Annotated in this window: 24 protein-coding genes and 3 pseudogenes; 13 read left to right on the top strand and 14 right to left on the bottom strand. The window is 52.6% G+C overall.

The genetic code is table 11. The features are described 5' to 3' along the window. Positions 1–8: 8 nt before the first annotated feature. Positions 9–500 carry a cupin domain-containing protein gene (locus DYL59_RS06740; protein ID WP_135288471.1) on the bottom strand — a complete coding sequence of 164 codons (492 nt, stop codon included), beginning with the start codon at positions 498–500 and terminating at the stop codon, positions 9–11. A 147-nt stretch (positions 501–647) separates the two neighbouring features. Continuing rightward, on the bottom strand, positions 648–1577 hold the full coding sequence (locus tag DYL59_RS06735) for a LysR family transcriptional regulator (RefSeq protein ID WP_135288470.1): 930 nt from the start codon (positions 1575–1577) through the stop codon (positions 648–650). Positions 1578–1841: 264 nt separating this feature from the next. Here DYL59_RS06735 and DYL59_RS06730 point away from each other — a divergent pair, with 264 nt between their 5' ends. Beyond that, entirely contained in the window at positions 1842–2759 is a 918-nt protein-coding gene (locus tag DYL59_RS06730) for a LysR family transcriptional regulator (RefSeq protein ID WP_135288469.1), read from the top strand. Between the two features lie 32 nt (positions 2760–2791). On the opposite strand, the gene DYL59_RS06725 is transcribed toward DYL59_RS06730, so the two are convergent. Next, positions 2792–3181 carry a nuclear transport factor 2 family protein gene (locus DYL59_RS06725; RefSeq protein ID WP_135288468.1) on the bottom strand — a complete coding sequence of 130 codons (390 nt, stop codon included), beginning with the start codon at positions 3179–3181 and terminating at the stop codon, positions 2792–2794. A 601-nt stretch (positions 3182–3782) separates the two neighbouring features. Between DYL59_RS06725 and DYL59_RS06720 the strand changes: the two genes are divergently transcribed. The 7 genes and pseudogenes from DYL59_RS06720 to DYL59_RS06690 all read left to right on the top strand — a co-directional run. Further along, positions 3783–4685: an EthD domain-containing protein gene (locus DYL59_RS06720; RefSeq protein ID WP_135288467.1), complete on the top strand. Its 903-nt coding sequence runs from the start codon at positions 3783–3785 to the stop codon at positions 4683–4685. Between the two features lie 230 nt (positions 4686–4915). Beyond that, on the top strand, positions 4916–6598 hold the full coding sequence (locus tag DYL59_RS06715; protein ID WP_135288466.1) for a DUF1302 domain-containing protein: 1683 nt from the start codon (positions 4916–4918) through the stop codon (positions 6596–6598). A 14-nt stretch (positions 6599–6612) separates the two neighbouring features. After that, on the top strand, positions 6613–7980 hold the full coding sequence (locus tag DYL59_RS06710) for a DUF1329 domain-containing protein (RefSeq protein WP_135288465.1): 1368 nt from the start codon (positions 6613–6615) through the stop codon (positions 7978–7980). 57 nt (positions 7981–8037) lie between these two features. Continuing rightward, positions 8038–9096: a WD40/YVTN/BNR-like repeat-containing protein gene (locus DYL59_RS06705; RefSeq protein WP_135288464.1), complete on the top strand. Its 1059-nt coding sequence runs from the start codon at positions 8038–8040 to the stop codon at positions 9094–9096. Between the two features lie 3 nt (positions 9097–9099). Continuing rightward, positions 9100–11520 carry an efflux RND transporter permease subunit gene (locus DYL59_RS06700; protein ID WP_135288463.1) on the top strand — a complete coding sequence of 807 codons (2421 nt, stop codon included), beginning with the start codon at positions 9100–9102 and terminating at the stop codon, positions 11518–11520. After that, positions 11495–11838, top strand: a pseudogene (locus DYL59_RS06695) (IS66 family transposase); the annotation flags it as partial. The gene DYL59_RS06700 and the pseudogene DYL59_RS06695, both read left to right, overlap by 26 nt. A 165-nt stretch (positions 11839–12003) precedes the next feature. Beyond that, positions 12004–12152: pseudogene (locus DYL59_RS06690) on the top strand (fumarylacetoacetate hydrolase family protein); the annotation flags it as partial. 162 nt (positions 12153–12314) lie between these two features. On the opposite strand, the gene DYL59_RS06685 reads toward DYL59_RS06690, so the two are convergent. Together DYL59_RS06685 and DYL59_RS06680 are read right to left on the bottom strand one after the other, a co-directional pair. Beyond that, a complete protein-coding gene (locus DYL59_RS06685) occupies positions 12315–13676 on the bottom strand; it encodes a purine-cytosine permease family protein (protein ID WP_135288462.1) in 1362 nt (453 codons plus the stop codon). A 13-nt stretch (positions 13677–13689) separates the two neighbouring features. Beyond that, positions 13690–14364, bottom strand: a complete 675-nt coding sequence (locus tag DYL59_RS06680; RefSeq protein ID WP_135288461.1) for a cysteine hydrolase family protein — start codon at positions 14362–14364, stop codon at positions 13690–13692. A 943-nt stretch (positions 14365–15307) separates the two neighbouring features. On the opposite strand from DYL59_RS06680, the pseudogene DYL59_RS06665 reads away from it, so the two are divergent. Continuing rightward, a pseudogene (locus DYL59_RS06665) lies at positions 15308–15793 on the top strand (IS66 family transposase); the annotation flags it as partial. On the opposite strand, the gene DYL59_RS06660 reads toward DYL59_RS06665, so the two are convergent. Further along, on the bottom strand, positions 15790–16401 hold the full coding sequence (locus tag DYL59_RS06660) for a LysE family translocator (RefSeq protein ID WP_135288458.1): 612 nt from the start codon (positions 16399–16401) through the stop codon (positions 15790–15792). The pseudogene DYL59_RS06665 and the gene DYL59_RS06660 overlap by 4 nt on opposite strands. Positions 16402–16907: 506 nt before the next feature. Beyond that, the gene (locus DYL59_RS06655; protein WP_238340625.1) at positions 16908–17690 is read right to left on the bottom strand and encodes a DUF4253 domain-containing protein; all 783 of its coding nucleotides are present in this window, start codon (positions 17688–17690) and stop codon (positions 16908–16910) included. Between the two features lie 212 nt (positions 17691–17902). Here DYL59_RS06655 and DYL59_RS06650 point away from each other — a divergent pair, with 212 nt between their 5' ends. Further along, positions 17903–18139: a hypothetical protein gene (locus DYL59_RS06650; RefSeq protein ID WP_135288457.1), complete on the top strand. Its 237-nt coding sequence runs from the start codon at positions 17903–17905 to the stop codon at positions 18137–18139. Between the two features lie 142 nt (positions 18140–18281). Further along, positions 18282–18545: a hypothetical protein gene (locus DYL59_RS06645; RefSeq protein WP_238340624.1), complete on the top strand. Its 264-nt coding sequence runs from the start codon at positions 18282–18284 to the stop codon at positions 18543–18545. A gap of 217 nt (positions 18546–18762) precedes the next feature. Here the strand turns inward: DYL59_RS06645 and DYL59_RS06640 are convergent, their stop codons facing one another. The 3 genes from DYL59_RS06640 to DYL59_RS31565 form a co-directional block, all read right to left on the bottom strand. Then, on the bottom strand, positions 18763–19062 hold the full coding sequence (locus tag DYL59_RS06640; RefSeq protein ID WP_135288456.1) for a hypothetical protein: 300 nt from the start codon (positions 19060–19062) through the stop codon (positions 18763–18765). A gap of 206 nt (positions 19063–19268) precedes the next feature. Continuing rightward, on the bottom strand, positions 19269–20090 hold the full coding sequence (locus DYL59_RS06635) for a metal-binding protein (RefSeq protein ID WP_135288455.1): 822 nt from the start codon (positions 20088–20090) through the stop codon (positions 19269–19271). Between the two features lie 386 nt (positions 20091–20476). Then, the gene (locus tag DYL59_RS31565) at positions 20477–20698 is read right to left on the bottom strand and encodes a hypothetical protein (RefSeq protein ID WP_238340623.1); all 222 of its coding nucleotides are present in this window, start codon (positions 20696–20698) and stop codon (positions 20477–20479) included. A 265-nt stretch (positions 20699–20963) separates the two neighbouring features. Between DYL59_RS31565 and DYL59_RS06625 the strand changes: the two genes are divergently transcribed. Next, a complete protein-coding gene (locus DYL59_RS06625; protein WP_135288454.1) occupies positions 20964–21458 on the top strand; it encodes a hypothetical protein in 495 nt (164 codons plus the stop codon). 170 nt (positions 21459–21628) lie between these two features. After that, positions 21629–21964, top strand: coding sequence for a hypothetical protein (locus tag DYL59_RS06620; protein ID WP_135288453.1), 336 nt, complete (start codon positions 21629–21631; stop codon positions 21962–21964). A gap of 102 nt (positions 21965–22066) precedes the next feature. Here DYL59_RS06620 and DYL59_RS06615 read toward each other — a convergent pair whose 3' ends face one another. From DYL59_RS06615 to DYL59_RS06600, 4 genes are all read right to left on the bottom strand, one after another. Beyond that, on the bottom strand, positions 22067–23011 hold the full coding sequence (locus tag DYL59_RS06615) for a DMT family transporter (RefSeq protein ID WP_135288452.1): 945 nt from the start codon (positions 23009–23011) through the stop codon (positions 22067–22069). 79 nt (positions 23012–23090) lie between these two features. Continuing rightward, positions 23091–23819, bottom strand: coding sequence for a helix-turn-helix domain-containing protein (locus tag DYL59_RS06610; protein ID WP_135288451.1), 729 nt, complete (start codon positions 23817–23819; stop codon positions 23091–23093). A 261-nt stretch (positions 23820–24080) separates the two neighbouring features. Then, positions 24081–24443, bottom strand: a complete 363-nt coding sequence (locus tag DYL59_RS06605) for a response regulator (protein ID WP_122674066.1) — start codon at positions 24441–24443, stop codon at positions 24081–24083. 24 nt (positions 24444–24467) lie between these two features. Next, the gene (locus DYL59_RS06600; protein WP_167496663.1) at positions 24468–25910 is read right to left on the bottom strand and encodes an ATPase domain-containing protein; all 1443 of its coding nucleotides are present in this window, start codon (positions 25908–25910) and stop codon (positions 24468–24470) included. Between the last annotated feature and the right edge of the window lie 130 nt (positions 25911–26040).

The raw sequence follows: 26040 nt of genomic DNA, 5'->3' as shown, positions 1-26040 counted from the left end.
AAGTCGGATTACTTCAGGCAGATTTCTGCCCACTTCTCGACAGAGAGAGAGCCTTGAATAGTCTGCTGGAGGATCACGCCAGGGCGTGGACTTTCAAAACGGTAGGCGCAGCCTGCTGGCAGCAGGGCTTGGTGGCCACGGCGCAGAATGACGTAGCCCATGGGGCGCCCCTGGGGCTCACTTCCCGCTAGTTGAGTGCCTTCGGCACCTTCGAATGGCTGATCGAGTTTGAGGAAGTCGATGCGCACATCGCCGTCCATGCAGATTGCGAATTCATCATGTGCACAGGTGAACCACGGCGAGCGCCCCTCGGCCCGGAGCACCTCCATCACATAGCCCAGGTTCAGGCCAACGATGACCTTTTCATAGGGGGCCGACTTATCGGCGACCTCAAAGACGTTGGAAAACGCGTAATGACGGGCATCACCCTTGATCAGTTCGATGGTGCCCTTGCGGTAGTTCGCCAGAGAACCGAAGACAGTGCGATAGGCAGCACTCATGTCGGATTACCTTTGTTGTTGTATTCGTGAGTCAAAGGTAAATCCCATAAGGATCACCAACAATCCCACATCCACCGACTTCAGTGTTTGCGAAATCCAAACAACCGAGACGCGCGCGCTTGAGCCCCTCTTGGCCGGCCCTAAGTCCTAGCGAATCCAGCCTTTTTCAAGCAAAGGCTTATCCCAGAAAGGGTCGTCTGCCATGCGCTCAACCAAAAAGTCAATGAGCGTGCGCACCTTTAGCGCGTTGCGCTGGGTTGCCGGGAACACTGCCGAGAAGTTGAAAGACGTAAGTGGGTAGTCCGTGAGCAAGGGCACCATGCGCCCGCTGAGCAAATCAGGGCTAGCAACCAGCGTGGGCAGGCAAACCAGCGCCTCGCCGGTTAGGGCGTAATCCCTGAGCAGGTGCACGGAATTGGAACGGATGTGGCCAGGCAGGCTGAGTTCGATTACGCCCGAGCAGTGATGGAAGTGCCAGCGGTTGCGGGTCGGGTAACCCTCATACAATGCGATACAGTGATTCAGAAGGTCTTCTGGGTGCTTTGGAACACCGTTCAGCTCAAGGTAGCCAGGAGTGGCGAGGAACAATCTACGGACGCTGAACAGCTTGCGCTCGATGAGTGCTTCGGCTTGAGGCGCGAACATCTGGAAGGCGATATCAAACCCCTCCTCAATCGGGTCTACGACGCGGTCATTGACGATGACGTCGAGTTCGATATCGGGATAGAGCGTCGTGAATTCCGCAAGCAATTTGCCGAAATGGTTGATGGCAAAACCGGGCAGCATCTGCACCCGAAGTTTGCCGACGGGCTTGGCGCGCTGATCGCGCATCTGCTCGGTCAGGGCATTGAACCCTGCGACCATATCGGCACATTCTCGATAGTAATTGGTACCTATCTCGGACAACCGGACATGGCGTGTACTGCGGTGAAACAGCGGAGCTTTTATGAACGCTTCCAGCTGTTGAATGCGGTGCGTGACCACGGAACGCGTCACACAAAGCTGCTTCGCAGCACGCGCGAAATTGCCGGTCTCAGCGACACGAACAAATGCCTCAATGCTCAGTAGTTGATCCATTGAACAACTCCATTCTTTTATTCTTATGAATGTAGCAAAGCCAGCGAGACCGTATGCATGTAAAAGGCAAGGCCGATTAGACCCAAAATCATGACGGCGATAGTCCGGCGCAAGGCGGTAGCGATTTTCGTGTAATGCGTGTTCACGGTACAGGTCTCTCTACAGCCGAGCTTTACAGCTGTCGATTCAGGAGCCACTCTACCGCCAATGATTGGTGCTAAAAAGTAGACAATGCGGAAATGTCTGTTCACCCCGGAGTAAACAATGAACCGCATTGAAGCCATGAATGTCTTTGCACGGGTAGCCGAACTCGGAAGCTTCTCTGCTGCTGCTTCGCAGCTCGGCATTGCACGCTCTATGGTCACTCGCCAAATCGCTAACCTAGAGAAATTCCTCAGTGCCAAGCTCTTGGTGCGCACGACCCGACACGTCTCACTCACCTCTGCGGGACTGGTTTACCTGGAGAAATGTCGAGAGATTCTGTCGTTGCTGGAAGAGGCAGAATCCGGGGTTATGGAAGAGCGGCACACACCCAGTGGACGCCTGCGAATCAGCCTACCATTGAGCTTCGGCCTCAGTACGTTGCTACCGCTGCTGATGGATTTTCAACGGGAGTATCCCGATATCCGTCTTGCCTTGGACTTCAGCGATCGGACGATCAATCTGGCTGAAGAAGGCATCGACCTTTCGATCCGGATCACCAGCTACCTTGATCCCATTATGATCGTTCGCAAGCTCGGTGAAGCACGTCTGCTCACTGTCGCCTCGCCCTCCTACCTGCTTGAGCACGGAGCACTTGAGCACCCGGCCGACTTGAGCCGTCATGCGTGCCTGGGTTATTCCCCCCAGGTGAACAATCGCCCGTGGGCGTATTCCATAGATGGCAAGCCGGAGCTGTTCTACCCCACCTTCGTGCTGCAGTCGAACAATGGCGATGCCATGGCCCAGGCAGCGGTAAAAGGCTTGGGCATCACATTGCTCCCGGACTTCATCGTTGCACCACACATCCTGAACCAGGAACTCAAGGCCGTGCTGGAAGCCTACGAGCCCTCGCCTCTTGGAATTTATGCTGTACTGCCCAGCAACATTTACGTGCCATTCCGTTTGCGAGTGCTAGTGGAGTACCTGTCGGAGAAAATTGGCAAAATTATGCCTGCACTGAACCGCTCAGTCAGTGCATGAACGGCGGCACACCTGTTGGGCACCGCCGAGGATCAAGCTTTGATCGGCGTGGCCTGATAGGCGGCCAACTTCCAATGCTCGTCCAGCTTCACCCATACAGCAAGACTTTTGTTGCGCATCGAACGCGCCTCGCCGTTGATGATCATTTCGGCGTTCATTTCCCCGATGACTAACACGGATTCGCCATACACGCGGATTTCATCGACTGGGTGATCGATTGACTTGTAAACATACCAGCCGCTGGAGCATTTCTTCAGGTAACTACTCAGCGTGTCGACTGTGCCGCTCGAATGCACGTAGGCGAGTTCTGGGTGCGCTAGAGCCTCAAATTGATCGAAGTCGCCGTCAATAACCGCCTGGAAACGCTGATTTTCAAGACTGCGGATAAGCTGCTCGCAGGCTTGTTCTTTGTCTTGTTGCACTATTGCCTTCCTCTTTCAGTGTGGGATCAATGGGCTCGTGGCCCGGCAGCTAGACCGACCAGTTCGCCACGCGGGAATGGACGGGTTCCCCAACACGTTCCAGAAATGCATCTGTCCCAGCTACTCCCTTTGATCTCGTAGTTGGAAACAAACGAGAGGTGCGGCTTGGCATTCAGCCATTCGCAATTCGCGCCGCTAAGTTGGGCAAAGGTACGGACTTCAATCATGATCATCTCAATATACAACTTTCGATTAGCCATATTTTCGACCGAGACAACCGATTAAAAAAAGCGCAAAAAATCATCCATACACAGCAAAAATATCGATAGTTGCTCAACTTTGAATAGATTGTTCGAAAATAGCGCAACAATCAAGTGGCATATGCCCTAGCCTTAATCACCTCTGGCTTCATAGCCACCTTGATGTCTTATAGTAAAATTAAAAAAATACCACTCAGCTCGTAACGCTCGATGCGACAGCCGCGCCTGAGCTCGCCGCAGTTTCTGGGTGGGTTTGGGATAAAGAACAGGCAAATATCAGTGCGCTTTTAGACAAAAATGTAGCTCCGGCTCGGCTATCATCAGGTAGGAATTGACAATAGGTGAATATCTTGAAAACAATAAAACCCGATTTACTACTCGAAACGCCTACCCAAAATCCGCAGCGTGATCAGCGGAGCTCTGCCAAAGAGGCAGCTTTGCCAGCGGCAGTGAGCGTTGATCCTGAAAATAACGGACGCGTAGCCAGTTCGAGACCACTCAAGGTCATCTTGTCTTCGACCAAGCACCCTTCGATGTCCCGAGCACAGTTTTTTAACCACCTATCAAACGTCCATGCTCCCCTAGTGCAGAGCATTCCCGGAATCAATCAATATGTCCGCAAGTACGTTCAGAATCACACTCGATTAAAGGAAGATCTCGCCCCAATCAATACCGTTTATCCACACCTCGAGACGCGCGATTCGGTCATCGAACTGTGGTTTGATAGTAATGAAATGTTTTTAAATCTGATGTCTGCGCCGAGCTATGCGGAAATAGTTCGTCCTGACGAAGCGCGCTTCAATGATCTGAGCAAGCTTATTATTCTAGCAGCTCATGAAGAAAATAAATATTACAATATATCGATTGCGGCTACAAACGAGCCAGCGAAGATCAAAACGTTCGACTTTGTAAAACGCAAAGAGGGGATATCACCTGAAGAGTTTTTGATAGGATTAAAAAATTACGAAAAAGCACTCATCGCCAGCCGAGCTTATGAAGAAAATGTCACGGCTCATGTGTGGAATAGTGCGTTGCCTACGGCCAGCAACCCTTTTGGAACCGCGTCGGACTACGATGGAGTCATCGAAACTTGGTTCCAAAGCTATGAGGCTTTAGAAACATTCCAGCAAAAACACTCTGCGCTAGAGCATATTTTTGGACTTGAGTTAGAGTTCGCTGATAAAATTAATTCATTTTCAGTTGTCGCTGAAGAAATGCCTATATACGACGACTCCCAGAAATAATGTATTACGCACCAAAACAATTAATACAAATTAAGTAACGAGAAGCCCCTATTTACTGAAAAAAAGATTTGCAACAAGTCCATGACTTCAATCGCATTGCGCGGGTTAAGCAAAAGTTGGAGTTCACCGCACGCCTTGTTTGATACCGCGACAGTGCGCCGAGCCTTTGGCGCACTCGCTCGCAAACCAACACTGATCTAAAAAAACAATAAAATAATGAGGTGACTCAAATGCTTTCTCGCAAGCGCGCACCCACTCGGCCGTTCCCACCACTCAAACCTCTTGCATTCGCTATAACCATGTTAGCGATCACCGCGGGATTACCTGATGCTCACGCATTCGAATTTGATACGGGGAATCCCGATTTTCGAGCGCGCTGGGATAACACCTTGAAATACAGCGCGGCGTGGCGAACAACTGGTCAGAGTGACAAGTTGATAAATGGCCAAACCGCGCTCAATCTGGATGACGGTGATCGCAACTTCGATAAGGGGCTTATATCCAATCGTCTGGATTTGCTCTCGGAAATGGACATCTCGTACAAAAACGTTGGAGCTCGCCTGAGCGGAGCTGCATGGTACGACGACGTCTACAATAGCGGCACGGACAATAACGATCCAACCCGTGCTAACAGTTACTCCGTTAGTTATGACGAGTTCACCGATGATACCCGCACTCTGCATGGTCGTAAGGGTGAACTGCTGGATGCATTTCTTTTCGGCAAAACCGATATCGGGGACATGCCAGCCTCAGGCCGTGTTGGTCAGTACGCAATGCAGTGGGGTGAAAGTCTCTTCTACGGGATGAATGGTATCGCCGGTGGTATGGCGCCCATCGATGCAGTCAAGGCCTTGTCGGTACCGAATACTCAGTTCAAGGAGCTGATTCGCCCAGTCCAACAGATCTCGGGGCAGCTCCAATTAACACAGGATGTATCGATCGGCGCGTATTACCAATTCGAGTGGGAGGCTAACCGTCTGCCGGCCGCCGGCAGCTACTTCTCGACCATTGACACTTTCGGAGACGGCAACGAACGTCTGTTCATTGGTTCTCCGCTGTTTCCGGGCGCCCAACCGTTAGCTCTTTATCACGGCAATGACAAAGACGCGAAAAACTCCGGACAAGGCGGTGTCCAACTTCGCTGGCGCACCGAATCGGTGGACTGGGGTTTCTACGCCATCCGCTTCCATGATAAGACCCCTCAGCTTAATGTCCGTCCGGATTTCGCTAATCTGAACTCTCAGTCGGGCAAAGCCGGCGAGTACTATTGGGTTTATCCGGAAGGTATTGAGTCTTTGGGCGCAAGCTTCTCGACCACTGTTGGCAACTACAACATTGCTGGCGAAGTCTCCGCGCGCTGGAACCAGCCTCTGGCGTCAACCAATCAACACGCCCTTGCCCCAGACGAGTCGATCAACAACGACGATTCTCCCCTGTATGCGACAGGGAAAACGTTGCACGCGAACCTATCCTGGCTGTCCAGCCTCGAGCCAAACTTCCTCATCCCGGAAGCCAGCTTCCTCGGTGAAATTGCTTGGAACAGAGTCATGAGCGTCAGTAAAAATCGAGACGCTATTGACCCAAATGCAGACCGCGACGCAACCAGTCTTCGTCTTGTTTACGAGCCTATGTATCGCCAATTCCTGCCAGGCCTGGATTTGTCTGTGCCGATCGGAGCCAGTTACACAAACGGTGCTTCCGAAGCCTTAGGTTCAGGGTTCGGTGCTGATCATGGGGGCGACCTCAACATCGGGCTTAAAGGCAATTACCTGAATACCTGGAATTTGGGACTGACATACACGCACTACTACGGCCCGGAAAATACCTTTCTGGACGCCAAAAATAACTACACCTTCGAACAGTCGCTTAAAGACCGCGACTTCCTTGCTTTCACTGTCGGCCGCACATTCTGATCGAGGATTATCCGATGATAAACAATAAGAAATTTGTATCGCTGCTTACAACCTTGAGTGCTTCCCTTTTATTTGCACACGGGGTAATGGCCGCAGTGTCCGTGGATGAAGCGGCAAAATTGAGGTCGACGCTAACTCCGTTCGGAGCGGAGCGCGCAGGAAATGCCGACGGTAGCATTCCCGAGTGGAAAGGCGGCCTCACTAAACCCGATCCCTCATTCAAGGATGGTGGTAAACGCAGCGATCCATTCGCGGCCGATCAGGCACAACTGACCATTACGGCTCAGAACATGGCGCAGTACGCTGATAAGTTGACCCCTGGCATCCAGGCCATGCTGAAAAAATACCCGAACACCTACAAAATCGTGGTGTACCCCACCCATCGAAGTGCCGCTGCCCCGCAGTCGGTTTACGATGCAACTTTCGCCAATGCCACCGGCGGTAAGCTAGTGAATGGCCCGGCCGGCCCCATGCCTGAAAATGCTGCCGGCGGTATTCCGTTCCCAATCCCCCAGAATGGTGAAGAAGCCATCTGGAACCATCTCCTGCGATGGCGCGGAGCTTCGTGGCACACCAACTTCACTCAGTACCTCACCACTGCCGATGGAAAGCATGTACTGACTAACGACTCCCGGGCAGACCAGCAAATGCCTTGGTACCTCCCCGACTTCAGCAGTAGCAAAGGTGTGTACTGGGCAATCCGGATGACAAACGACGGCCCTCCGCTGCGCGCCGGAGAGGCGATTCTAGGTTTACAGAATATCAACGCCGAAAACTCCTCAGGCTGGACTTACTTGCCTGGCCAGCGTCGAGTACGTCGTCTTCCTAACGCCTGTTGCGACACCCCTACCCCTGCGACCGCTGGGGTGATGAGTTTCGACGAATTGACTGTGTATGACGGCCGAATTGACCGCTTCGACTGGAAGCTGGTTGGCAAAAAAGAAATGTATATCCCATACAACTCTAACCGGGTATTCACCGCCTCCAGTCCCGAAGCACTTTTCGATGAGCACCACATGAAATCCGACGCCGTGCGTTGGGAACTGCATCGTGTTTGGGTAGTAGAGGCCACCCTGAAGAACGGAGCACGGCACGTCATGCCAAAGAGTACCTATTACCTCGACGAGGATACCTGGACTGCGGTTTTAGGTGATCGCTACGACGCCCGGGGGCAGCTCGCAAAAGTCTTGTGGACTTCGCCAGTTGCTCTGCCTGACCTCCCAGGCACGGCATCAGTCACTACCGGGTTTTACGACCTGCTCTCCGGTACATGGTTTGTCGGTGACGTTTTTGCCGGGAAGAGCGAGCAATTTCGCATCGTCCCCCCCTATAAGGAGTCGGTTTTCACCGCCGACGCGATGGCTGGCGAAGGCGTCCGGTGATTTTGGCGGGGCGTAAGCCTCGCCTGCTTCAAATAAGAACAATAAAGGTTGTGTGCGATGAAGAAGATAGTCTCCAGTTTGCTCGTGGCAATAAGCTGCGCCTGGCTGCCAGTTCGGGCAGCAGATACGGTAGATGTCCTTTCCCAAAAGGCCGTGCTCGGATCTCAAGCACTCCATGCAGTGCTCCTGGACATTAATCGGGCCGGCTCGCGGCTGGTTGCAGTTGGCGAGCGCGGAGTTGTACTGCTATCAGATGATGATGGCCAGCATTGGCGACAGTCTGCGAGTCCCGTCAGTGCTACTTTGACTAGCGTGCAATTTGTCGACGCCAGTAATGGCTGGGCAGTGGGGCACTCTGGTGTCGTGCTGTATAGCGGCGATGGCGGTGAAAGCTGGCAACTGCAGCTAAACGGAAAGCAAGCGGCCGCCATTGAGTTGCAAGCCGCTGAAAGCTCTGGAGATGCAAAGCGTATCGCTGTAGCACAAAGGTTGTCAGATGACGGTGCGGACAAGCCTCTACTGGCGGTGAACTTTGCAGATGCAACGCACGGTGTGGTTCTTGGGGCATACGGTCTTGCTCTGATTACTAGCGATGGAGGCAAAACCTGGCAGTCTTGGATGAGCAATATTCCAAATCCACGAGGGTTGCATCTTTATTCAATGGCGCGTAATGGCGATGAAATAATCATCGCTGGTGAACGAGGTTTGCTGCTGCGATCCGTCGACAGCGGCGTCAATTTCGAAGCTCTGCAAGGGCCCTATGAGGGTAGCTATTTTGCCGCTGCGATACTTCCAGACAAGCGGATTCTGGTCGGCGGTCTGAGGGGTAAGCTTTTCTCCTCCGATAACGGTGGCATCAGCTTCCAGTCTGTCGACAACCCTGTTCCTGCCTCCCTAAATGCAATTCGCATCGCGGGGCAAAGCCTGTTGTTGGTTAATCAGGCCGGCATCCTTCTGAGAAGCGGGCTTACAAACCTGCGCTTCCAATCAATCGCAGTATCCGAAGGACTTCCTTTGACCGCCGCTACAAACACAGCCGATGGTGCCTTGGTCGCTGTCGGTATGGCCGGTGCGCAGCGCCTGGCACCATCCTCCCTCACCAAGATCGCGGACTGAGCCATGCACGTACAGACCTCCCCTACTCCGTCGACAGGCAGTCTAAACGATTTTGACAGCGCCTCTGGTTCCGTACTGGAGCGCGCGCTGTTTAACCATCGCGCCTTCGTTATGCTGCTTTGCCTGGCCGCCACTCTTCTGCTGGCATGGCAGGCGACACATGTGACGCTCAATGCCAGTTTCGAGAAGATGATCCCGCGTGAGCATCCTTACATCGCCAATTATCTTGAGCATCGCCAGGAACTGGCCGGTCTTGGAAATGCTGTGCGTATTGCCGTAGTGAATCCAGCGGGAAGCATCTACGACAAAAATTATTTGCACACCCTCCAGCAGCTCAACGATGAGGTATATCTGCTTCCGGGGGTCGACCGTGCAGCGATGAAGTCGCTGTGGACTCCTTCTACTCGTTGGACGGGTGTCACCGAAGAGGGCCTGGAAGGTGGCCCGGTGATACCAGATGGGTACGACGGCGGCACTTCAAGCTTGGAGTCGCTTAAGCGCAACGTTGAGCGCTCTAACGAAATTGGACAATTAGTGGCCTTCGACCAACGCTCAAGCATTGTTTACGTACCTCTGCTGGAGCGGACTCCGGATGGTCAGCCACTGGACTACACAGTCTTCGCTCACGAGATTGAAAAGCTGCGTAGTAAGTATCAGGCGCAGGGCGTTGAGATCTATATCACCGGGTTTGCCAAAGTCGTCGGCGACCTGATCGATGGCCTCAAGCAGATTCTGATTTTCTTCGCGGCAGCCATCCTGATCACCGCAGCAGTGCTCTATTGGTATACCCGTTGCGTAAGAAGCACGCTCTTGGTGGTGACATGCTCTTTGGTTGCAGTGATTTGGCAATTGGGTTTACTGCCGTTGCTCGGGTACGAACTCGATCCGTACTCTGTTCTAGTGCCGTTCCTGGTGTTTGCAATTGGCATGAGCCATGGCGCGCAGAAAATGAACGGCATCATGCAAGACATGGGACGTGGGATGCACCGCTTGGTTGCTGCGCGTTTTACATTCCGCCGACTGTTCATGGCCGGGCTTACCGCTTTGCTATGCGACGCGGTGGGGTTCGCGGTTCTGATGATCATCAAAATCCAGGTCATCCAGGATCTGGCAATTATCGCCAGTCTTGGTGTAGCAGTCCTCATTTTCACGAACTTAATTCTGCTGCCGATACTGCTCTCCTATGTCGGCGTTAGCACGAAAGCGGCTCGACGCAGCCTTCGCGGCGAAGAAGCAGAGGCGAGTGGCGCGGAGAAGCATGTTGTATGGCGCTTTCTTGACCTTTTCACCACCAAGCGTTGGGCAACAGTATGCGTGATCGTAGCGGCGTTCATGGCCTGTGGTGGATATGCGGTAAGCCTGAAGCTTAAGGTCGGAGATCTTGATGCCGGCGCGCCAGAGCTACGGCCCGACTCTCGTTACAACCGTGACAATGCGTTCATAACGCAGCACTACGGTGCAAGCAGCGACGTATTCGCCGTGATGGTGAAGACTGCTGCGGGTGAATGCTCGTCGTACAGCACATTAAAGCGTGTTGACGACTTGGATTGGCAGCTTCGCGGACTAGAGGGCGTCGATTCAACAAACTCTTTGGCCTTATTGAATCGCCGTATGCTGGTTGGGCTCTCGGAAGGCAACCCAAAGTGGTATGAGATTGTGAACAACCAGGCGACCTTGAACATGGTCACCGCGGGTGCTCCACGCGGTCTGTATAACGACGACTGCAGCCTTTTGACACTCTATGCCTACCTCAAAGATCACAAGGCTGACACGCTCACCAACGTAGTCGAAAATATTGAAAGCTTTGCCAAGAGCAATACTTCTCAAAACGCCACGTTCCTTCTGGCCGCGGGCAGTGCGGGTATTGAAGCGGCCACCAATATCGTTGTGAAACAAGCGAACCACGACATGCTGTGGTGGGTGTATGGAGCAGTCATTCTGCTATGCCTAGTGACTTTCCGCTCCTGGAGAGCAGTGCTCTGTGCGGTACTGCCCCTGATGCTCACCTCAATTCTTTGTGAGGCGTTGATGGTCTTGTTAGGCATGGGCGTCAAGGTTGCCACCCTGCCAGTCATCGCCCTCGGAGTAGGCATCGGTGTCGACTATGCGCTGTATGTCATGAGCATCGTGCTGGCACAGCTTCGCCAAGGTGAAAGCCTATCCAGGGCCTATTACCAATCGCTTCTGTTTACCGGCAAGGTAGTCATGCTGACCGGTGTGACACTCGCGATCGGCGTAGGTACATGGATCTTTTCGCCAATCAAGTTCCAAGCAGACATGGGTGTACTGCTTGCCTTTATGTTCGTTTGGAACATGGTCGGCGCTCTAGTGTTACTGCCAGCCTTGGCTTACTTCCTACTCCCACAGCGTGCGGGCGAAGCAAAAAAAGTCGCGAACTCTGAGCCAGCGCAAGCTTGTGCATGATGGTTTGGGGATTACCAAGGTGTTGGATTACACCTCAAGCGCTGGGCGGCGTTGAATCGTTACCTGGATGACGGCACCGTCCCCATAGATAATAATCACATCGAAAATCAGATACGGCCGTGGGCGCTTGGACGCAAAAATTGGCTCTTTGCTGGTTCGTTACGCAGTGGTCAACGTACGGCAGCGCTGATGAGCTTGATCCAGTCGGCCAAGCTTAATGGGCATGATGTGTATGCCTATTTGAAGGATGTGCTCACGCGCTCGCCGACGCAGCGGGCAAGTGAAATTGAGGAGTTGTTGCCGCATCGATGGCTACCCGCTTTGTTGCGCAAGACGGGATGTCCGGACGCTTACGGTAAAACAGTACTTATCACTGGCGCAACACGAGGGATCGGGCTGGCGCTTGCTTGGGAGTTAGGACGTCCAGGCGCCAAGTTGGTTGACAGCAGCGAAGACATATATGCGTCCGCGAACATAACGGCGACGCTGTCCGGTGCAGGAACAGTTTCAAATGCCGAACGAGCCGTTGGGTCTGCCGGGGTTTCGGAGCTTAGAGGTTTAGAGGTATCGAGACCATCGCTGAGGGTGCTCCTCGCACCGGATTCATGCGATTCGGTGACCGGATACGGATGGCCAATCCACCACGAGCGTTCCGAGTGACCAGATTGGGGCATTTGGAGACCTGGCAATGAGAAGAAACGCCGACAACGTGCTCGACTCGGCATCGCATTCCAGGTAGGTAGTGCGCCCTGACCAATCCTTCCAAGCGAATGCTCAGGGTGCTACAACGCCTCTTAGACTTCGGCGAGTGTAGACATCGATGTCTTCCGGCGTTTCATGAGCCAGTAATAAGCGATTGCAGGGAAGACCAAGCCTGCAGCCCAAGCCAGATCAATGCCCTCCAGCTGTTGAGCTACCGGCCCTACGTAAAGGGAGGTACTCATGAAGGGTACTTCGAGGATAATGGTTGTGAGGAACACCGTGATGGCTATCCAATTCACCTTCCCATAGACGCCATTCGGCTCAAAGATATCTGCGATCTGGTAGACGCCTTTCCGTAGGGCATAGTAGTCCACTAGATTGATTGCTGTCCAAGGGATGAGGAAATAGCTCATGAAGAAAATGAAATTCAGGAAGAACTGAAGGAAATCATCCTGGGCGAGAGTGCATAGTCCTGTCGCTGCTGAACAAATGACCAGCATGAAGCCGGCGCGTACTCCAGGCGTCACCTTCAGTCTTGAATAGGGCTCTACTACCGTTACGGTAGACATGAAGGCCCCGTATAGGTTGAAAACGTTGATGGCGATTTGGCCGTACAGTACGAACGCGAAGGTGAGAATAGTGCCACCACCCAGTACGCCAACCAAGTTCAAGCCCACGTTATTCGAAAATCCAGCCATGCTCTTTGCAAGCACCGCTCCCAAGATCATCATCCAGCTCCCGCCAATCACTGTTCCGAGGTAGCTGTACCAGAAAACTTGCTGGCTAGATGTCTGTGTGGGCAAGTAGCGCGAATAATCGGCCACATAGGGAGCGTAGGACAATTGCCAAGTCACTGAAATGCTCACCGACGCTAGGAAGCTCACCCAGCTAAAACCTTGTAGTGTCCATTGTCCAGGTTCAATTGCCATGGTGAGAGCGTAATAACTGGCGATACCAAAGACTACTATAGATACCAATGACAGAATCTTTTGGAAACGATGGATCAGTTGGTAGCCAAACAAAGCTACGAGGAAGCAAACCGCACCTAGCAGCACGATATTGGTCTCATTGCTCAATGGGCTCGCGTTTACGATGGCCTGAGCGGCGAGCAGCGTATTACTGACAAAGAAACCGAGATATATCATCATGACGAATATCAATGGTACGATTGCACCAAAAACACCGAATTGTGCCCGGCTTTGAATCATCTGAGGTATGCCCAACTTGGGCCCCTGTGCGGAGTGTGAAGCCATGAAGATTGCGCCAATCATTGAACCCGCCAAGATAGAGATGACGCTCCAAAACAGGTTAAGTCCCAGACTAATTGGCAATACGCCGGCCGCAACGGTGGTGATATTGGCATTCGCACCAAACCACACAAAAAACAACGAACGAGGCTTACCGTAGCGCTCATTTTCGGGTACAAAGTCAATACTTCTATTTTCAACTTTCATTTTGACTCTCCAATCAGATTTCTTTGATAAGGCTATTTTCAAGGCGTCGGATTGCGTCGACAAACGCCGAAGGCTGGAAGGCGAGGTGATCGGGCTTCGAAGTTAGCAATGAAGTTGCTGGCTCACTGCGTAAGCGTCTTATTAACTGCTCCGTAGAAATGATCTCAAGCCCGTAGACCCAGTTGGAGAGAATGAACAAAGCCGAATAATGAGCGGCCAATGTGGTGGCGGTACAAGCGTCATTGACAATGGTTATTTTGAAATCGTGCTGGTAGGCATCGAAAACAGTGGTCATCACACAGACGTCAGTCAATACACCTATTACAACGAGATGTTTGATCCCCCTGCGGTGAAGCATTTGAGCCAACCTAGTTCCGTGAAATGCACTGTAGCGGTGCTTATCGATTATTAAATCGCCCTCGACTGGAGCAAGCGCATCGAGAATCTCAATTGCATAAGTGCCGGCGAGGTAGGTAGTTGGGTGGCCATGACCGTCCACGGGCTCACCAAGCATCAGGTCATCACCTAAGGCTTCATTAACATGCCGGGTATAGAACAGAGGGATTCCCAGATTTCTGGAGATGTCTATCAACGCGGCTGCGTTCTCGACCACCTGATCAAAACGCTCAAGAAAAAAGCCGTCTTCTTTTTGTAAATCGATAACCAATAGGGCTGTATCGTTGCTCATTAACATTTCTTCCGAGTGCAGAACTCCGCAGTAAGCGCCTTCGCGGGCATACGGGAGGGTTATCAGGAATGTGCTGAGTGATGCGGGATCACTCCTAACCGCGAGGTAGATGCTCGCGGAAGAGATTTACCTGACTATCTGCCAGAAACCGTTTTGCTTTGCTGCCACACAGGCAGGCATACGTCCTAGTTCCACCTGGGATGGCGTGAACGTTCGACGAAGGTAGGCCTTCATAGCCCCAGACGGCAACGCATTGCCACAGCTTGGGCTGCGGACTCTTGCATTGATCTGAACGGCTTTGAGGTTGAGCATTGAAAATTTCTCTGCTAGGGCTGCCTTAGAAAGGCAAAAATCAAGCCAACACTTGCGCAGCGTCTGGCCTGCCTCTTTGCGAGGAACGGATATGAAAGTTCGTTACCGTTGGTATTCGGTATGCCGTAATACGGTGGTACTAAACGTAACGAAGGGATGCCTTAGCTACTTTCACTTCCCTGATGCTGCATCGTGCCTGAAGGAGTAGTCCCAGCGCTAAAGTACGTCTCAAAGTGCCACGATGCTGCAGGTGACATACAGAAGTCGTCGCGTTCGAGGAAGGGAATCATCCTTACCGACCAGCTGGTGTTTCACATCGTTTGTGGACGCAGGCGCCACGCCTAACAGATTTTCATAGCTGAACAGAAATCCGCCTGCGTCATCATCGTTCGCTGTTGCGAATTTGAGACCCAAAATATCTCATGAGATCGCCCTCTCCGCAGCAATCAGCGTAGGAAATCCGTGACGTCAGACCAATGTTTTGAGGCTATCTAAGCACGACCACGGCAGAGACTTCGTGGTCGGTGATATCTATTTTAAGACGATTGATCTTCACAAAGGTCTTTCCACACTCGACTTCGACAAGGGAGGTTGATCGGGTGCCCGAACAAGCACTCACTCGACTGGCTGCTTGTACGATATTGAACGCCAAGCGCGGGACACGAGCGATGAGGATCGCTGGCGAATACGCCAGGAAAAGGCAGCGCCGATAATCAAAACGCTGCATGAGTGGATGTTGGCCCTGCGCGATCTGGGGCTCAATGGATCAGCAACGGCCAAAGCCTTGGATTACAGCCTTAAACGCTGGGTAGCGCTGACGCGCTACCTGGACGATGGGGCTATGCCCATCGACAACAACCAGGTCGAGAACCAAATCCGACCGTGGGCACTCGGACGCTCGAACTGGTTGTTTGCCGGATCACTACGCAGTGGCAAACGGGCGGCGGCGATAATGAGTTTGATCCAGTCCGCCCGCATGAACGGGCACGATCCGTATGCTTATCTGAAAGATGTGCTGGCGCGGCTGCCGACACAGCGGGCCAGTGAGATCGGGCAATTAGTGCCGCATCAGTGGGCTCCGGCCTCATCGTGCAATCCTCGTCACCCATGTAATTAGCGCGAGATTGCCATCCACCCGGCGCACCCAGTCATGACGCTTGCGGAGGTTCGATTCAGACGCTTCATGGCTTTAGGTGACCGTATCGCCTGTTTAATACGTGAGGCCAATGTGAGATAGGTCAGTTGAATGGTGAGGTCAATGCTAATCCCTAGAGCGATTATGAATCCCGCTTCTGGAACGGACAGAGCAGTGAGATCAAAAGCATGTGGCAATACTGCACCGAAAAAAACTACCGCTTTAGGATTGCTCAGCGTCAACAAAGCACCGGATAGCAAACCACAGCCTGCGGATCGCTGCGCAGGAGCAGAGGTGTGCTCAGTATTTTTTGACCATAGGTTCCACGCGACGAAGAGAATGAAGGCAACGCCTAGCCACTTGACTGCGACGAACACCTGCTCAAATTGGAGTGCTAAAGCAGCAAGGCCGAGAGTCGCGACGAGCAGCCAAACTGCGTTTCCGAATACCATCCCGGCGAGGAATGGGAGGGTTGATTTGGTACCTCGGGCAACCACCTGTCCCAGTAGAGCGCCTTGAGCGGGGCCAGGTATAGCGGCTGCGATAGCAAACGGAACTACAAAAAACCAAATGGACGACTGAGCCAGCACGGTACGCTCCAATCTCTTTAGCTAAAAATCGGATCGTCGCACCACAGCACAACCACAGCAAGTGAAATGGAGGAGTACGGGGAGCGTTTGCCTGGTTGGGGCGAGGACACGCGCCTGTATGCGTTGACGACATCATGAAGCTGTGAGTAATAGAGTTTCAAATATAAATTTTGTAGAAGGTTTATTCACTGAACGCTTACAAATGACGAACTGCTTGGCGTATCGACCATATCGCACTGAGTAACCAACGCAAGCGGAGCGCGCAGGCTTGCACAGCCGAAGGCGTGAAGGATGGACGCCCGCAGGGCCGAGATACGGCGGAACGCGAGAGCTCGGTTTACGACAGCCTGGCAGCGCACAGCGGCTCGCCAACATAGGTAAGTCAGTCAGATATTGCGGCTCGACTAAGTAGCGCCACCGTAATGGGCCGAACAAAATTTACAGAGCAACTGCCCTCCTACAAGGCTGCGCTATCTACTCAGCCTGGCTTTTGCTGCGCACGTAGCTCATTCCACGTAACCGAGCCACAGATACGTCCGACCGGAAATCGCCTGCGCGACTGCAGAGATGCGTGTTTGTAGGTCTTCCTCGCTAGTGTTGTAAAGCGTACAGAAGTCTCTGGCTACGACGTTAGCAAGTGATATATCAGGCGGCTCAGCACGAACGAAGCCGATGTAAGAAGCACCTACGCCCATCAACTCATAGCCATGGGCTTCTGAAAAGTGACGCGCAACCGCAAGGTTTTTTGCAGGATCCAGGTCGGAAGATAAATAGCCTTTCGGAAAAGCCGCGAGTGCCTGGCAGGACTGCTGAACGGGTACCAAGAGCGCTGAAAGGGGCTGCTCTAGAAGAGAGATAGGGTTGTTCTGGTAACCGACCCACTCCTGCAGTGCCTGCTCATCAAGCGTCAAACCATGAGCGCAAGCATCCTCGAAAGACGTGGCTGCAACCAGGTTCATGAAATTGCGAAGACAGATTGCGAACTCCGCTTTCGTAGTCGGATAGCCTATGTATTCACCATTCTCAAAGCACTCCGGAGGCAAGCCCGCTATGTCATGCACCGACGCATCGTCCATACCCAAATTATTGCGCACATGCCCCGAGGTGTAACGGGCTTGGTGCAGATCATCGAGCGAGAACAGAGGCTTAAAGCCTGGGTGCGTTTCAGCAATCTTACGCCGAGCTTCGGTCAGATCGTCAAAGCTGGTAATCCCGCTCACGCCGTACTCGTCGCATGTACCTATGGACGGGTTGTCACGCATGCCATTACCGCGAAATTCGATATCCATAAACCGTGGCCTGCTCCATGTTGCTACTGAACTGAGTAAGTAATCCTAAGCGTTCCAGGATCATCATTGAAGGTCTGCCGCCGAGCGAAATAGGTCTTCCTGCCATCACATAGCAGCACGCTACGCTAACTTTGACGTTCGCACTTCGAGGTAATGTTGATGTCCGAAACTGGCCTACCATGTAATTTCTAATCGACTCAGGGAAGAAACTGATGACTACAGATCCGTTATGTCTAGTCTTCGTGCCGGCTCTTGCGGCAGTGCTGCAAGCCGCCGAGGATAAAAAGGGCCAGCCGCTTACCGAGATTGAGGTGTGTGAAATCCGAGACAGATCCACCTGCATCGCATTGCCTTTCAGCGCAGCGCTGGCAATGGAAGAAGATCGTGGCTATCCAGACCTCAGCGCTGAGGCCTGCTGGAATGAATGGCAACGTCTACGCTCCCAGTGATTTGCGCCTGTACCAAAACAACGCAGCCCTTCTGTGATCAGACAATCTTCCGACTGTAAGCAACCGTTGCTTTCTGTCGACCACGAGACGCTGATAGCAAACCGAGTACCTTCCCTATCTGCCAAAAGTGAGTCATTCCCTTATGAACGAAGGTTGGCAACACGACGACTATTTCATCGTCTTCGCGGAGGATGAGAGCAAAGCTGCCATGAAGGCCTACAGATTTGATCATCATCTGCCGGGGTACACGCTATTAGGTCTAAAAGGATGGGACGACTTTATCGTCATCAACTCTTTCGGAGTAATGTTTACCATTCCGACGCTGCCACTCGATGCGTCCTATGCCGCGCCGTTTGCCCGGACGAGCGTTTCGCTGGCAAGATCAAGTGGTATACGAAGCCCTTAGTTTTTGGGGGCGACGCGGCGGACAAAACAAATTTCGCATGGATCACTCACGAGCAACATGCTGAGCTTGTCACTTGGTGAAATGATCAATACAGGAGCGTCAAAACACAGAATTAGTGCAATTGCATATAAAGCCTAAATCGCAGCACATCCTCACGTGGCGTGCTGAGGCACTCACGACTAGCCGACACCCTATGTTTTACCAGAGCTGCTCGGTGCTATCGATGAGTGTCCGACTCCTCAGCCGGATAAAAATCGCCTTCCTTCCCCATCTTTTCCAACCGTTCGCGCACCATCAACTCAATGTTGGCTACTGCAGCTTGATCGTCAGGATTGACCACTTTCACGCAAAGACGTCGGACATTCTGATCGTGGGTGCCCTCGCTCATCATTTCGTGTTTGAAAACGTGTTCGCCACGCCATAGGCATAGCCGGGTATGCGTCCCGCTCAACCATATCTCATTGATTGATCCAAGGTCGGTGGTAGCCAGTTGATCGACGGGGATTGTCTTATCCATTGCTCTGTACCTTACCGATGTGTAGATACAGGTAGACTTTCAGGTATAGCGGGTCGTTCCAAGCGTCGGCAGCTCAACCGCGCAGACGGCAGTAAGCCACTCACCAGATAAAGGTCGGGCAATCGACAATTGACGACGGCAAGCACGAATAGCCAAGTGAAATCATGGCTGAGCAAACTATCTCAAAGCTGCAGAAGCAAAGGCATTCAGATGGGGTAACTCACAATCGACTGAGTACCATTTAGTAGAATCATCTGATCCCCTTTCAGCCCTGCATTGGGAAAAGCAGCATAAGGGAGGTGTCCTGAGTCGAGTTTCACATTAAGTGTTTTATCAGTGGGCTTCATAGCCGTCGCACCGGAAGGATAAATCCCCTGACCTTTTTCTGTGATCAAAAACGCAAGCGGAAAAAATGACAAGAGACTTAGGGTGGCAATGTGTCCCTGGTTTTTGCAAGTAAACATCTTGATGCTCATGTGCCTACGGTGAGGATAGAACCAGGTGTAGAAATCATGGGTGCTATCAGTGGCGGTATCGTCACCCATGACAAACTTTTGTAACGGAGCATAGTAAGGAACAGGCAAAGGCTCTTGAAGGCACTCTTTTACAGTGGTTGCTGAAAGCACATGTCCCACCATAGCGCGGCAGAATTTCATCCCATCAAATGGCAAATGCACGTGATTGACTGGGCTGTCTGCCTTCAAGAAATACTGTTTGATCTTCTCTGATATGCCTTTGTAGACCCGCGCGACCTCTTGGTCATTAGCACCGAGATGTGAGCTATTGCAATGCTTGCAGATAGTTCTGAACTTGCTACCGTTAGAAGACTTCACGCCAATGACAGGATCAGAATTGACTCCCATAACCTCCGTCAGGTGAGCCTGCTCAATTTTGGTTATTGTTATACTGCCCTGAGGCGGAACATGATCCCAACTGAGAGGGCCGAAGGTTCCACAGATCAGGCAATAGCCCTCTCTGAGCGGTGTGTGATGACGGCGCTCTGTGAGTCCTTTCGTGTAGTTTCCCATTACTGCACCCCCAGGCAGGTTTATGCCTCGATCTTAGCAGACCTGCCCTCAACCGCTGCTGGTTAAGCAGACGTATTGAGCGCCTGCTCTCGGTACCTTGCAGACACTGTGACCGGGCTTCAGGCCGAGAGTCCCGAGTCGTATACTGCAGTAGCCGCAGAACTCAGACACGACTCTTCGTGCAGTCAAATTAAATTAAACAGACCGAGATATGAAATGGTTGCAGTGCTCTCCGGCAAGCGCACCAGCGGCTCTACTTGGGTAGAAGTCGAACGACGGTCACCCCAGATGGCATTCGAACCCACCATTATAAAATGCGTGAACTATCCTACCCTAAAGCTGACCAGCGCTCTCTCGGACTGACTGCGGATTTGCGCTATGACGTCTTATGGGGTGCCGGCAAGCTCAACGAAATCTGAATCCATATAGAATCCCAACTCCTTCGCTAGTCGCCAGGTTGGATTGCGGTCTTCCCACGAAATGTACTCGGCTTCGCTTACGCTTTCAGGGGGCGCTGGCTCCCACTGCTCAAACACAAGTTTCTTCGCCTCGGATTCAGTGGCAAAATTGGCACCGAAGAGATGGAAGGGCCAGCAGCGATCTTGCATGACACGATCTCGATTGTTGATGAGTCGTCAGGATCGTAACTGATTACAATCGGAGGAGCAGCTTGTCAGGGAAGCCCGACGGGAAAAGATGCTCACAATCCGACCTCGTCCTCATCGTTGTACCAGGGTTGAAATCTGCCCGTCCGTCCAGGTGCAATAGGCTGCCCGTCAAGCGTCCGAGAGTAGTGATCTGACGCGTAGGGTGATATCACTGGAGTATCATCATTCTCTGTGACACAGCCGCACGGCTTTAAAGGACTTCGCCATGCACCAAGCTATCAGCGCCGCCTACCACCGACCTGGATTCGCCAGGAGCGCTTGCGCATGGTTAATGATTGACGGCATTGGAATTGAGCAATGGCTGTCCACTCATCTTGAATGGTCAGACGTCGCAAGCCTTGGTCTTTCTCTGATCTGGCTTATCGACGAAGACGAAGACGCTCTTGCGAACCGTCGCATAATCCCAGCCGAAGATGGAAGCTCTACAATCGTGCCGTTACTGGTCTGTAGCGATGACATGAATTTTGACTGCATCGTCTTGGTCGCAGAGCAGGTAATCGATGCTAACACCGTACACTGGCGGCGCTTCGGTCGAAGTATTTCGGACAAACTGGAGGTTGGAATCTCGACAAAATGGATCGCCGAGAGCAAGCCGGTAAGCTTTGCATTAGAGGACTTCCAAAACGCATTGGAGCAGTTCACTCAGTTGTCGAAGACGAAGCCAGCCAACCATTGCGATGAACCCTTAAGCCCTCAATAGCCTAGCTTACGTTGCATCATTTTTATCGCTATCAAGCCCACTACCACGTTGACATGTTGTGACCACGTAGCCCGAATTCACAGTGGCCATACATGCTCCCAGAGGACACGCTGGAGCCGCCATCCTAGTAGAATTCGTCGATCTGAATACCGCCCACTTTGAGATGTTCTATGAGCACTGAATTAACTGAAGAAGAAATGCGTCGTGCCCTATTCGGTACGCCTCAGCCCGAAGAGCAGATATCTGCTCCTCTAGTAAATGAGCCTGTGGAAGAAGTTGTGCTCGCGAAACCCGTTGTCGCTCCAGCAGCCAAGAAGAAGGTGGCGAAAGCATTTACGCCCAGGCTGCGAGTCACGCTACGGGTTGGAAACGAGTTCGAGGGAAAAATGACCGAGTTGATTCACGAGGCTGATACGTTGAGCTCGTTGCTTGCTGAGCAAGAGGCCGTGAAAGCCGCTAGGAAGAAGTACAAGTATGTGGACGTCGTCTCGGTAAAGTCGATGTAGCCACGCCCAGGTTCGCTCTCCCTCCAAGGCTCTTATAAGTGGCCTTCAACGCTGCGGGTAGGGGTATTCAGTATTCCTGTTGCTGTAGCGTCTCTGTACGAGTTAAACAGCCGGAGAGTGACGGGGAGTACGATGACAATTCAGACACCACACGACACCGGAGACCAGAAGTGCAATCGCCGCAATTTCATATGAGTCGGGCAGCCGATGCTCCCATAGAAATCCAAACAACAGCGCCGCTAACGTCTCAATCACGAGCACTTGTCCGCTTAGTGCCAGTGGTAGAAGTCGGCTCGTCTGATTCCAGCACGCATTACCCACAACCGAAGATAAAAACGCTACGCCACCGGCTACCATGACAAAGTGTAGCCATTCGGAGTTACCATGCGTTCCGACCTGCCAGCCCAGGACAGGTACCGCCAAAAGCAGTGACTGAGCACCAGTCATGACCCCTGTCAGCAGTGCCCAGTCATGGGCGGAAACGCTGACTACTTGAGCCAGCCGTCGAGCGTTGCTCACTGCGAACCAACTCCATGTCACTAACGCGCCCGCTGCGCATAGAATTCCGGCGACGTTTGTCAGTATGTCTGGCTTGTCGCCGTTGATCAGTGCGTGCCAGCTGATGAGTACGACCCCGCCCACAGCGCAGAACAGCGAGGGAGTGAGCTTGCGCAAAGAAATAGCGTTGACGTCATGACGACCTGCCAGCGTGACGAACACCGGAATGAGTCCGACGATCAGAGACGTTGTGGCAATGCCAACCAACTGCACACCGGTGCCCACTAGCGTGTAGTAAATGAGGTTCCCAATCAGGCTAAGCCAGAAGAGTGACTTCCAGTCGGCGATAGTGAGATTGGCGCAAACGCGCCTCCAGCGGGGCATAAGCAAGGCCACCGAAATCGCGCCGTAGCAGAGAAATCTCAGAACGGCGAATTGCAGGCCGCTCAGCCCCGGGGTGAGCTGGGGGCCGAGGAAGATCACTCCCCAACACAGGCCCGCGCAAACTCCGTAGACAATGCCCTTCAGCAGTAATCGATCAGCAAACATTTCATCCGCGCTCCAAAGCGTTATGGGTAAAGTTTGGAGCAACTGATTCGGGGAGTATTGTCGGTAACTACGGGATTTTTTACCCAGACTGTTTTTGCGTTTTACGATAAACCGCCGGGGTCGTGGCCCTCACGCGCTGCATGGCACGGGTCAACGATGCCTGGTCGCAAAAGCCGGCACGCAAGGCAATCTCGGATATGGTCAATGAGGTTCCAAGCAACCATCGTTGAGCTTCTTGCAGGCGTAAATCAGTCAACCAAGCTTGCGGACTCATCTCGAACATTAGCCGGAAACGTTGGTGCATCTGACTCATGCTCATTTTTGCTACTTGAGCCATGCTTTCATTGCTCCAGTTCGCTCCAGGATCCGCCTGAATACGAGCGATCAACTGCTTGATGGGGTCTGGAAAGCGGGAGATATCCGGATTTAGAGACGACAAAAGCAGAGGCCCCAATTGGGAGGCCGCGATGGACAATTGTGCATTGCCGATTAGCTCAGCGAACTCTATAAGCCGACGAGTAGCGGGGGAAATGGGCACATATATTTTCTGAGCAAGACGCTCGATCTGGAGCGTTTCCATAATCGTGGGCGCACAGTCCAAAACTAAAAAACGGCTATCGAGGTTAGTCTGCTGCGAATGGATCGAGCCAGGTGTCACAAGCGCTGCCAATGACTGATCAATGCAGCCGCCGCGACCGTTTACGTCAATTTCCATTTCGCCACGAATCGGGAGTACCAATTGAGCATGCTCGTGGTGGTGGTGACGGTCTTCCCTCTCATAGCTGCGAACTTCAAGACTAAGAAACATTAATGCACCTTCCGGCCCGTCTGGTTATCCAAGGTTGACGTCCCAAAAAGCCCAATGCGCGCCCGCGTTAGGTCAGACTTGCCACTGATTCTAACATCTACGGATCAGACCGTTGATCGCACAAGCTGTATTGGCCATACGCTAACACTTACGCCGCTTATGTTGCAGATGAGCTATTGCGCTCATCCCAGTCGCTAAGCTGTCGCCGGGCTAGAAGGGAGCCCGGCTGAGGTTGCTCTGGGTATGCACATGGGGCACTTACTAATCAGAGGCTAGTAGTTTTTTAACTTCGGCAATGATCAAGTCGATGTTGAATGGCTTTGCCAAAACCGCATCAAACAGATCCGATCTTTCCATACCGATGTGGGCCTGAGCTCCGCTCATCAGGATGATCGGCAATTGATTCGCCGAAGGCAGCGCTCGAACGGCAGTCGCGAACTCAAGGCCATCCATGACCGGCATCATAAAGTCAGTAATGATCAAGGCGGGCCGCTCTCTATCGAGCACCTCGAGCCCTTTCTGACCGTTGCTGGCCGTCACCACCATGAACCCCTCATCCTCCAGCGCAAAACTGAGAATGTCAGCGATCAAATACTCGTCATCGACGACCAGGATGGTGGTCATGTTAAATTCAACCCGCACAAAGGCTTAAGATTTTGAACCGGGCGATGTCTCAGTCGGGACTGAAGGTTCATGTCTTGAAGCCTTTTTCAGGAAAACATCTTGATCACGGATGACGACCTCAAAACGCGAAGGGTCGTAAGAGCTGTCTCGTACTTTAAGAATGGAAAGCGTCCTGCTTAGTTCAGAGTGATTCTCATAGAATCGCATCAGCATCAGGTTGTCGACGATGCTGGACAGGTCAGAGTTTGGTGCGCTGACCTCTGAACCGAACAGATCGCGCATTTCCCAGGATGCAAATACCGTAACGCCCCTAGATCGCAGCTCGTTCATCAGAGCACTGAAGAAGTCAGTAATCCGCGCTGGATTTGTCGTGATTCGCCTCATGCCGCTCAGGCTATCGATGAACAGACGTTTGATGCCCTTTTCTTCAACGATACTCAACAGCCGAGCGCCCAGCCCATCCAGAAGCCCCTCTGTGGTGGGCTGCCAGGCAATGCTCAACGCGCCGCTATCTTCCATGCCTTTGATATCGATACCCAGTGATTGGCCTTTGAGCCGCAGCCGTTGTGGGCTTTCGTAGAAACCAAAATGAAGGCCCGGCGCTTCCACAGTCGACTCGGCCAGGAACTTAAGGCCCAGAGTCGTCTTTCCGATCCCAGAAGGGCCTATGACAAGAGATACACTAGAGCTGTGCAGACCTCCGCCTAATATGTAGTCCAGTGATTCAATGCCACTCGCGATGCGCGTCATATCGGCGCTATCGGGAGAAGACGGGTGGCTGTAGAGACTTTCGAGTCGCGGGTAAACTACCAAGCCCTTGTCGGTAATTTCACACTCGTGAAGACCGGTCATGGCTCCACTGCCGCGAGTTTTGCGCAGCTGAATTCGACGCACTGAGCGAGTGCCATATAGCTCTTCACCCATCTCAATCACGCCATCAACCATGGTGTGCTCAGGACTGCCGTCGTCGAGGCGGGAGCTGGTAAGAAACAGCACCGTGCAACCAGCAAAAGCGGCATGCCCTTGCAGTTCAGAAATGAATTTCTTGGTGTCGATGTGCGAATCGGCTTTTGAACGCGCATTGAGCAAACCGTCTACCACCATCACTGTGGCTTTCTGACGACGTATCTCACGCCGAAGCAGTTTCACTACTTCATCCAAACCGTCGTTTTCCAGAGTGTCAAACGCGCTGACAAACTGAATTTCGGCGCCTACCTTGGAAGAGTCGAAAAAGCTTAGAGTAGAAAGGAACTGAAAGAGACGGTCGTGCGATTCGGCCAGTAGCGTGGCGACCAGAACCCGGCCTCCATTACTCGCATGATGGAACCCAAGCTGGTTCGCGAGGATCGTTTTTCCAGACCCTGGGCGCCCTTGGATTATGTATGAAGAGCCTGCTACCAGCCCGCCCTTGAGCAGAGCGTCAAGCCCTTCGATTCCACTTTCGAGGCGTTTTAGCTTTTCCACAATGCGACCCTGATCTGAAAAACAGGCTGTTTAAGCCGAGTGGACGGAATGCTAACGCCATTTACGCTCAAGAGCCATTCAGAACTAAAGCATGGTTGTTTAACCATCGCGGATGTAGTCCCTGAATCGAAGT

The organism is Pseudomonas kairouanensis (assembly GCF_004682055.1).
Lineage (GTDB): Bacteria > Pseudomonadota > Gammaproteobacteria > Pseudomonadales > Pseudomonadaceae > Aquipseudomonas > Aquipseudomonas kairouanensis.
The sequence above is the reverse complement of the archived record's forward strand: the minus strand, read 5'-3'. Positions and strand labels throughout refer to the sequence as shown.

Excerpts from the sequence above, each read along its gene's own strand:
- DYL59_RS06740 (WP_135288471.1), bottom strand. The coding sequence starts at position 500 with ATGAGTGCTGCCTATCGCACTGTCTTCGGTTCTCTGGCGAACTACCGC.
- DYL59_RS06735 (WP_135288470.1), bottom strand. The coding sequence starts at position 1,577 with ATGGATCAACTACTGAGCATTGAGGCATTTGTTCGTGTCGCTGAGACC.
- DYL59_RS06730 (WP_135288469.1), top strand. The coding sequence starts at position 1,842 with ATGAACCGCATTGAAGCCATGAATGTCTTTGCACGGGTAGCCGAACTC.
- DYL59_RS06715 (WP_135288466.1), top strand. The coding sequence starts at position 4,916 with ATGCTTTCTCGCAAGCGCGCACCCACTCGGCCGTTCCCACCACTCAAA.
- DYL59_RS06710 (WP_135288465.1), top strand. The coding sequence starts at position 6,613 with ATGATAAACAATAAGAAATTTGTATCGCTGCTTACAACCTTGAGTGCT.
- DYL59_RS06705 (WP_135288464.1), top strand. The coding sequence starts at position 8,038 with ATGAAGAAGATAGTCTCCAGTTTGCTCGTGGCAATAAGCTGCGCCTGG.
- DYL59_RS06700 (WP_135288463.1), top strand. The coding sequence starts at position 9,100 with ATGCACGTACAGACCTCCCCTACTCCGTCGACAGGCAGTCTAAACGAT.
- DYL59_RS06685 (WP_135288462.1), bottom strand. The coding sequence starts at position 13,676 with ATGAAAGTTGAAAATAGAAGTATTGACTTTGTACCCGAAAATGAGCGC.
- DYL59_RS06680 (WP_135288461.1), bottom strand. The coding sequence starts at position 14,364 with ATGAGCAACGATACAGCCCTATTGGTTATCGATTTACAAAAAGAAGAC.
- DYL59_RS06655 (WP_238340625.1), bottom strand. The coding sequence starts at position 17,690 with ATGGATATCGAATTTCGCGGTAATGGCATGCGTGACAACCCGTCCATA.
- DYL59_RS06650 (WP_135288457.1), top strand. The coding sequence starts at position 17,903 with ATGACTACAGATCCGTTATGTCTAGTCTTCGTGCCGGCTCTTGCGGCA.
- DYL59_RS06645 (WP_238340624.1), top strand. The coding sequence starts at position 18,282 with ATGAACGAAGGTTGGCAACACGACGACTATTTCATCGTCTTCGCGGAG.
- DYL59_RS06640 (WP_135288456.1), bottom strand. The coding sequence starts at position 19,062 with ATGGATAAGACAATCCCCGTCGATCAACTGGCTACCACCGACCTTGGA.
- DYL59_RS06635 (WP_135288455.1), bottom strand. The coding sequence starts at position 20,090 with ATGGGAAACTACACGAAAGGACTCACAGAGCGCCGTCATCACACACCG.
- DYL59_RS31565 (WP_238340623.1), bottom strand. The coding sequence starts at position 20,698 with ATGCAAGATCGCTGCTGGCCCTTCCATCTCTTCGGTGCCAATTTTGCC.
- DYL59_RS06625 (WP_135288454.1), top strand. The coding sequence starts at position 20,964 with ATGCACCAAGCTATCAGCGCCGCCTACCACCGACCTGGATTCGCCAGG.
- DYL59_RS06620 (WP_135288453.1), top strand. The coding sequence starts at position 21,629 with ATGAGCACTGAATTAACTGAAGAAGAAATGCGTCGTGCCCTATTCGGT.
- DYL59_RS06615 (WP_135288452.1), bottom strand. The coding sequence starts at position 23,011 with ATGTTTGCTGATCGATTACTGCTGAAGGGCATTGTCTACGGAGTTTGC.
- DYL59_RS06610 (WP_135288451.1), bottom strand. The coding sequence starts at position 23,819 with ATGTTTCTTAGTCTTGAAGTTCGCAGCTATGAGAGGGAAGACCGTCAC.
- DYL59_RS06605 (WP_122674066.1), bottom strand. The coding sequence starts at position 24,443 with ATGACCACCATCCTGGTCGTCGATGACGAGTATTTGATCGCTGACATT.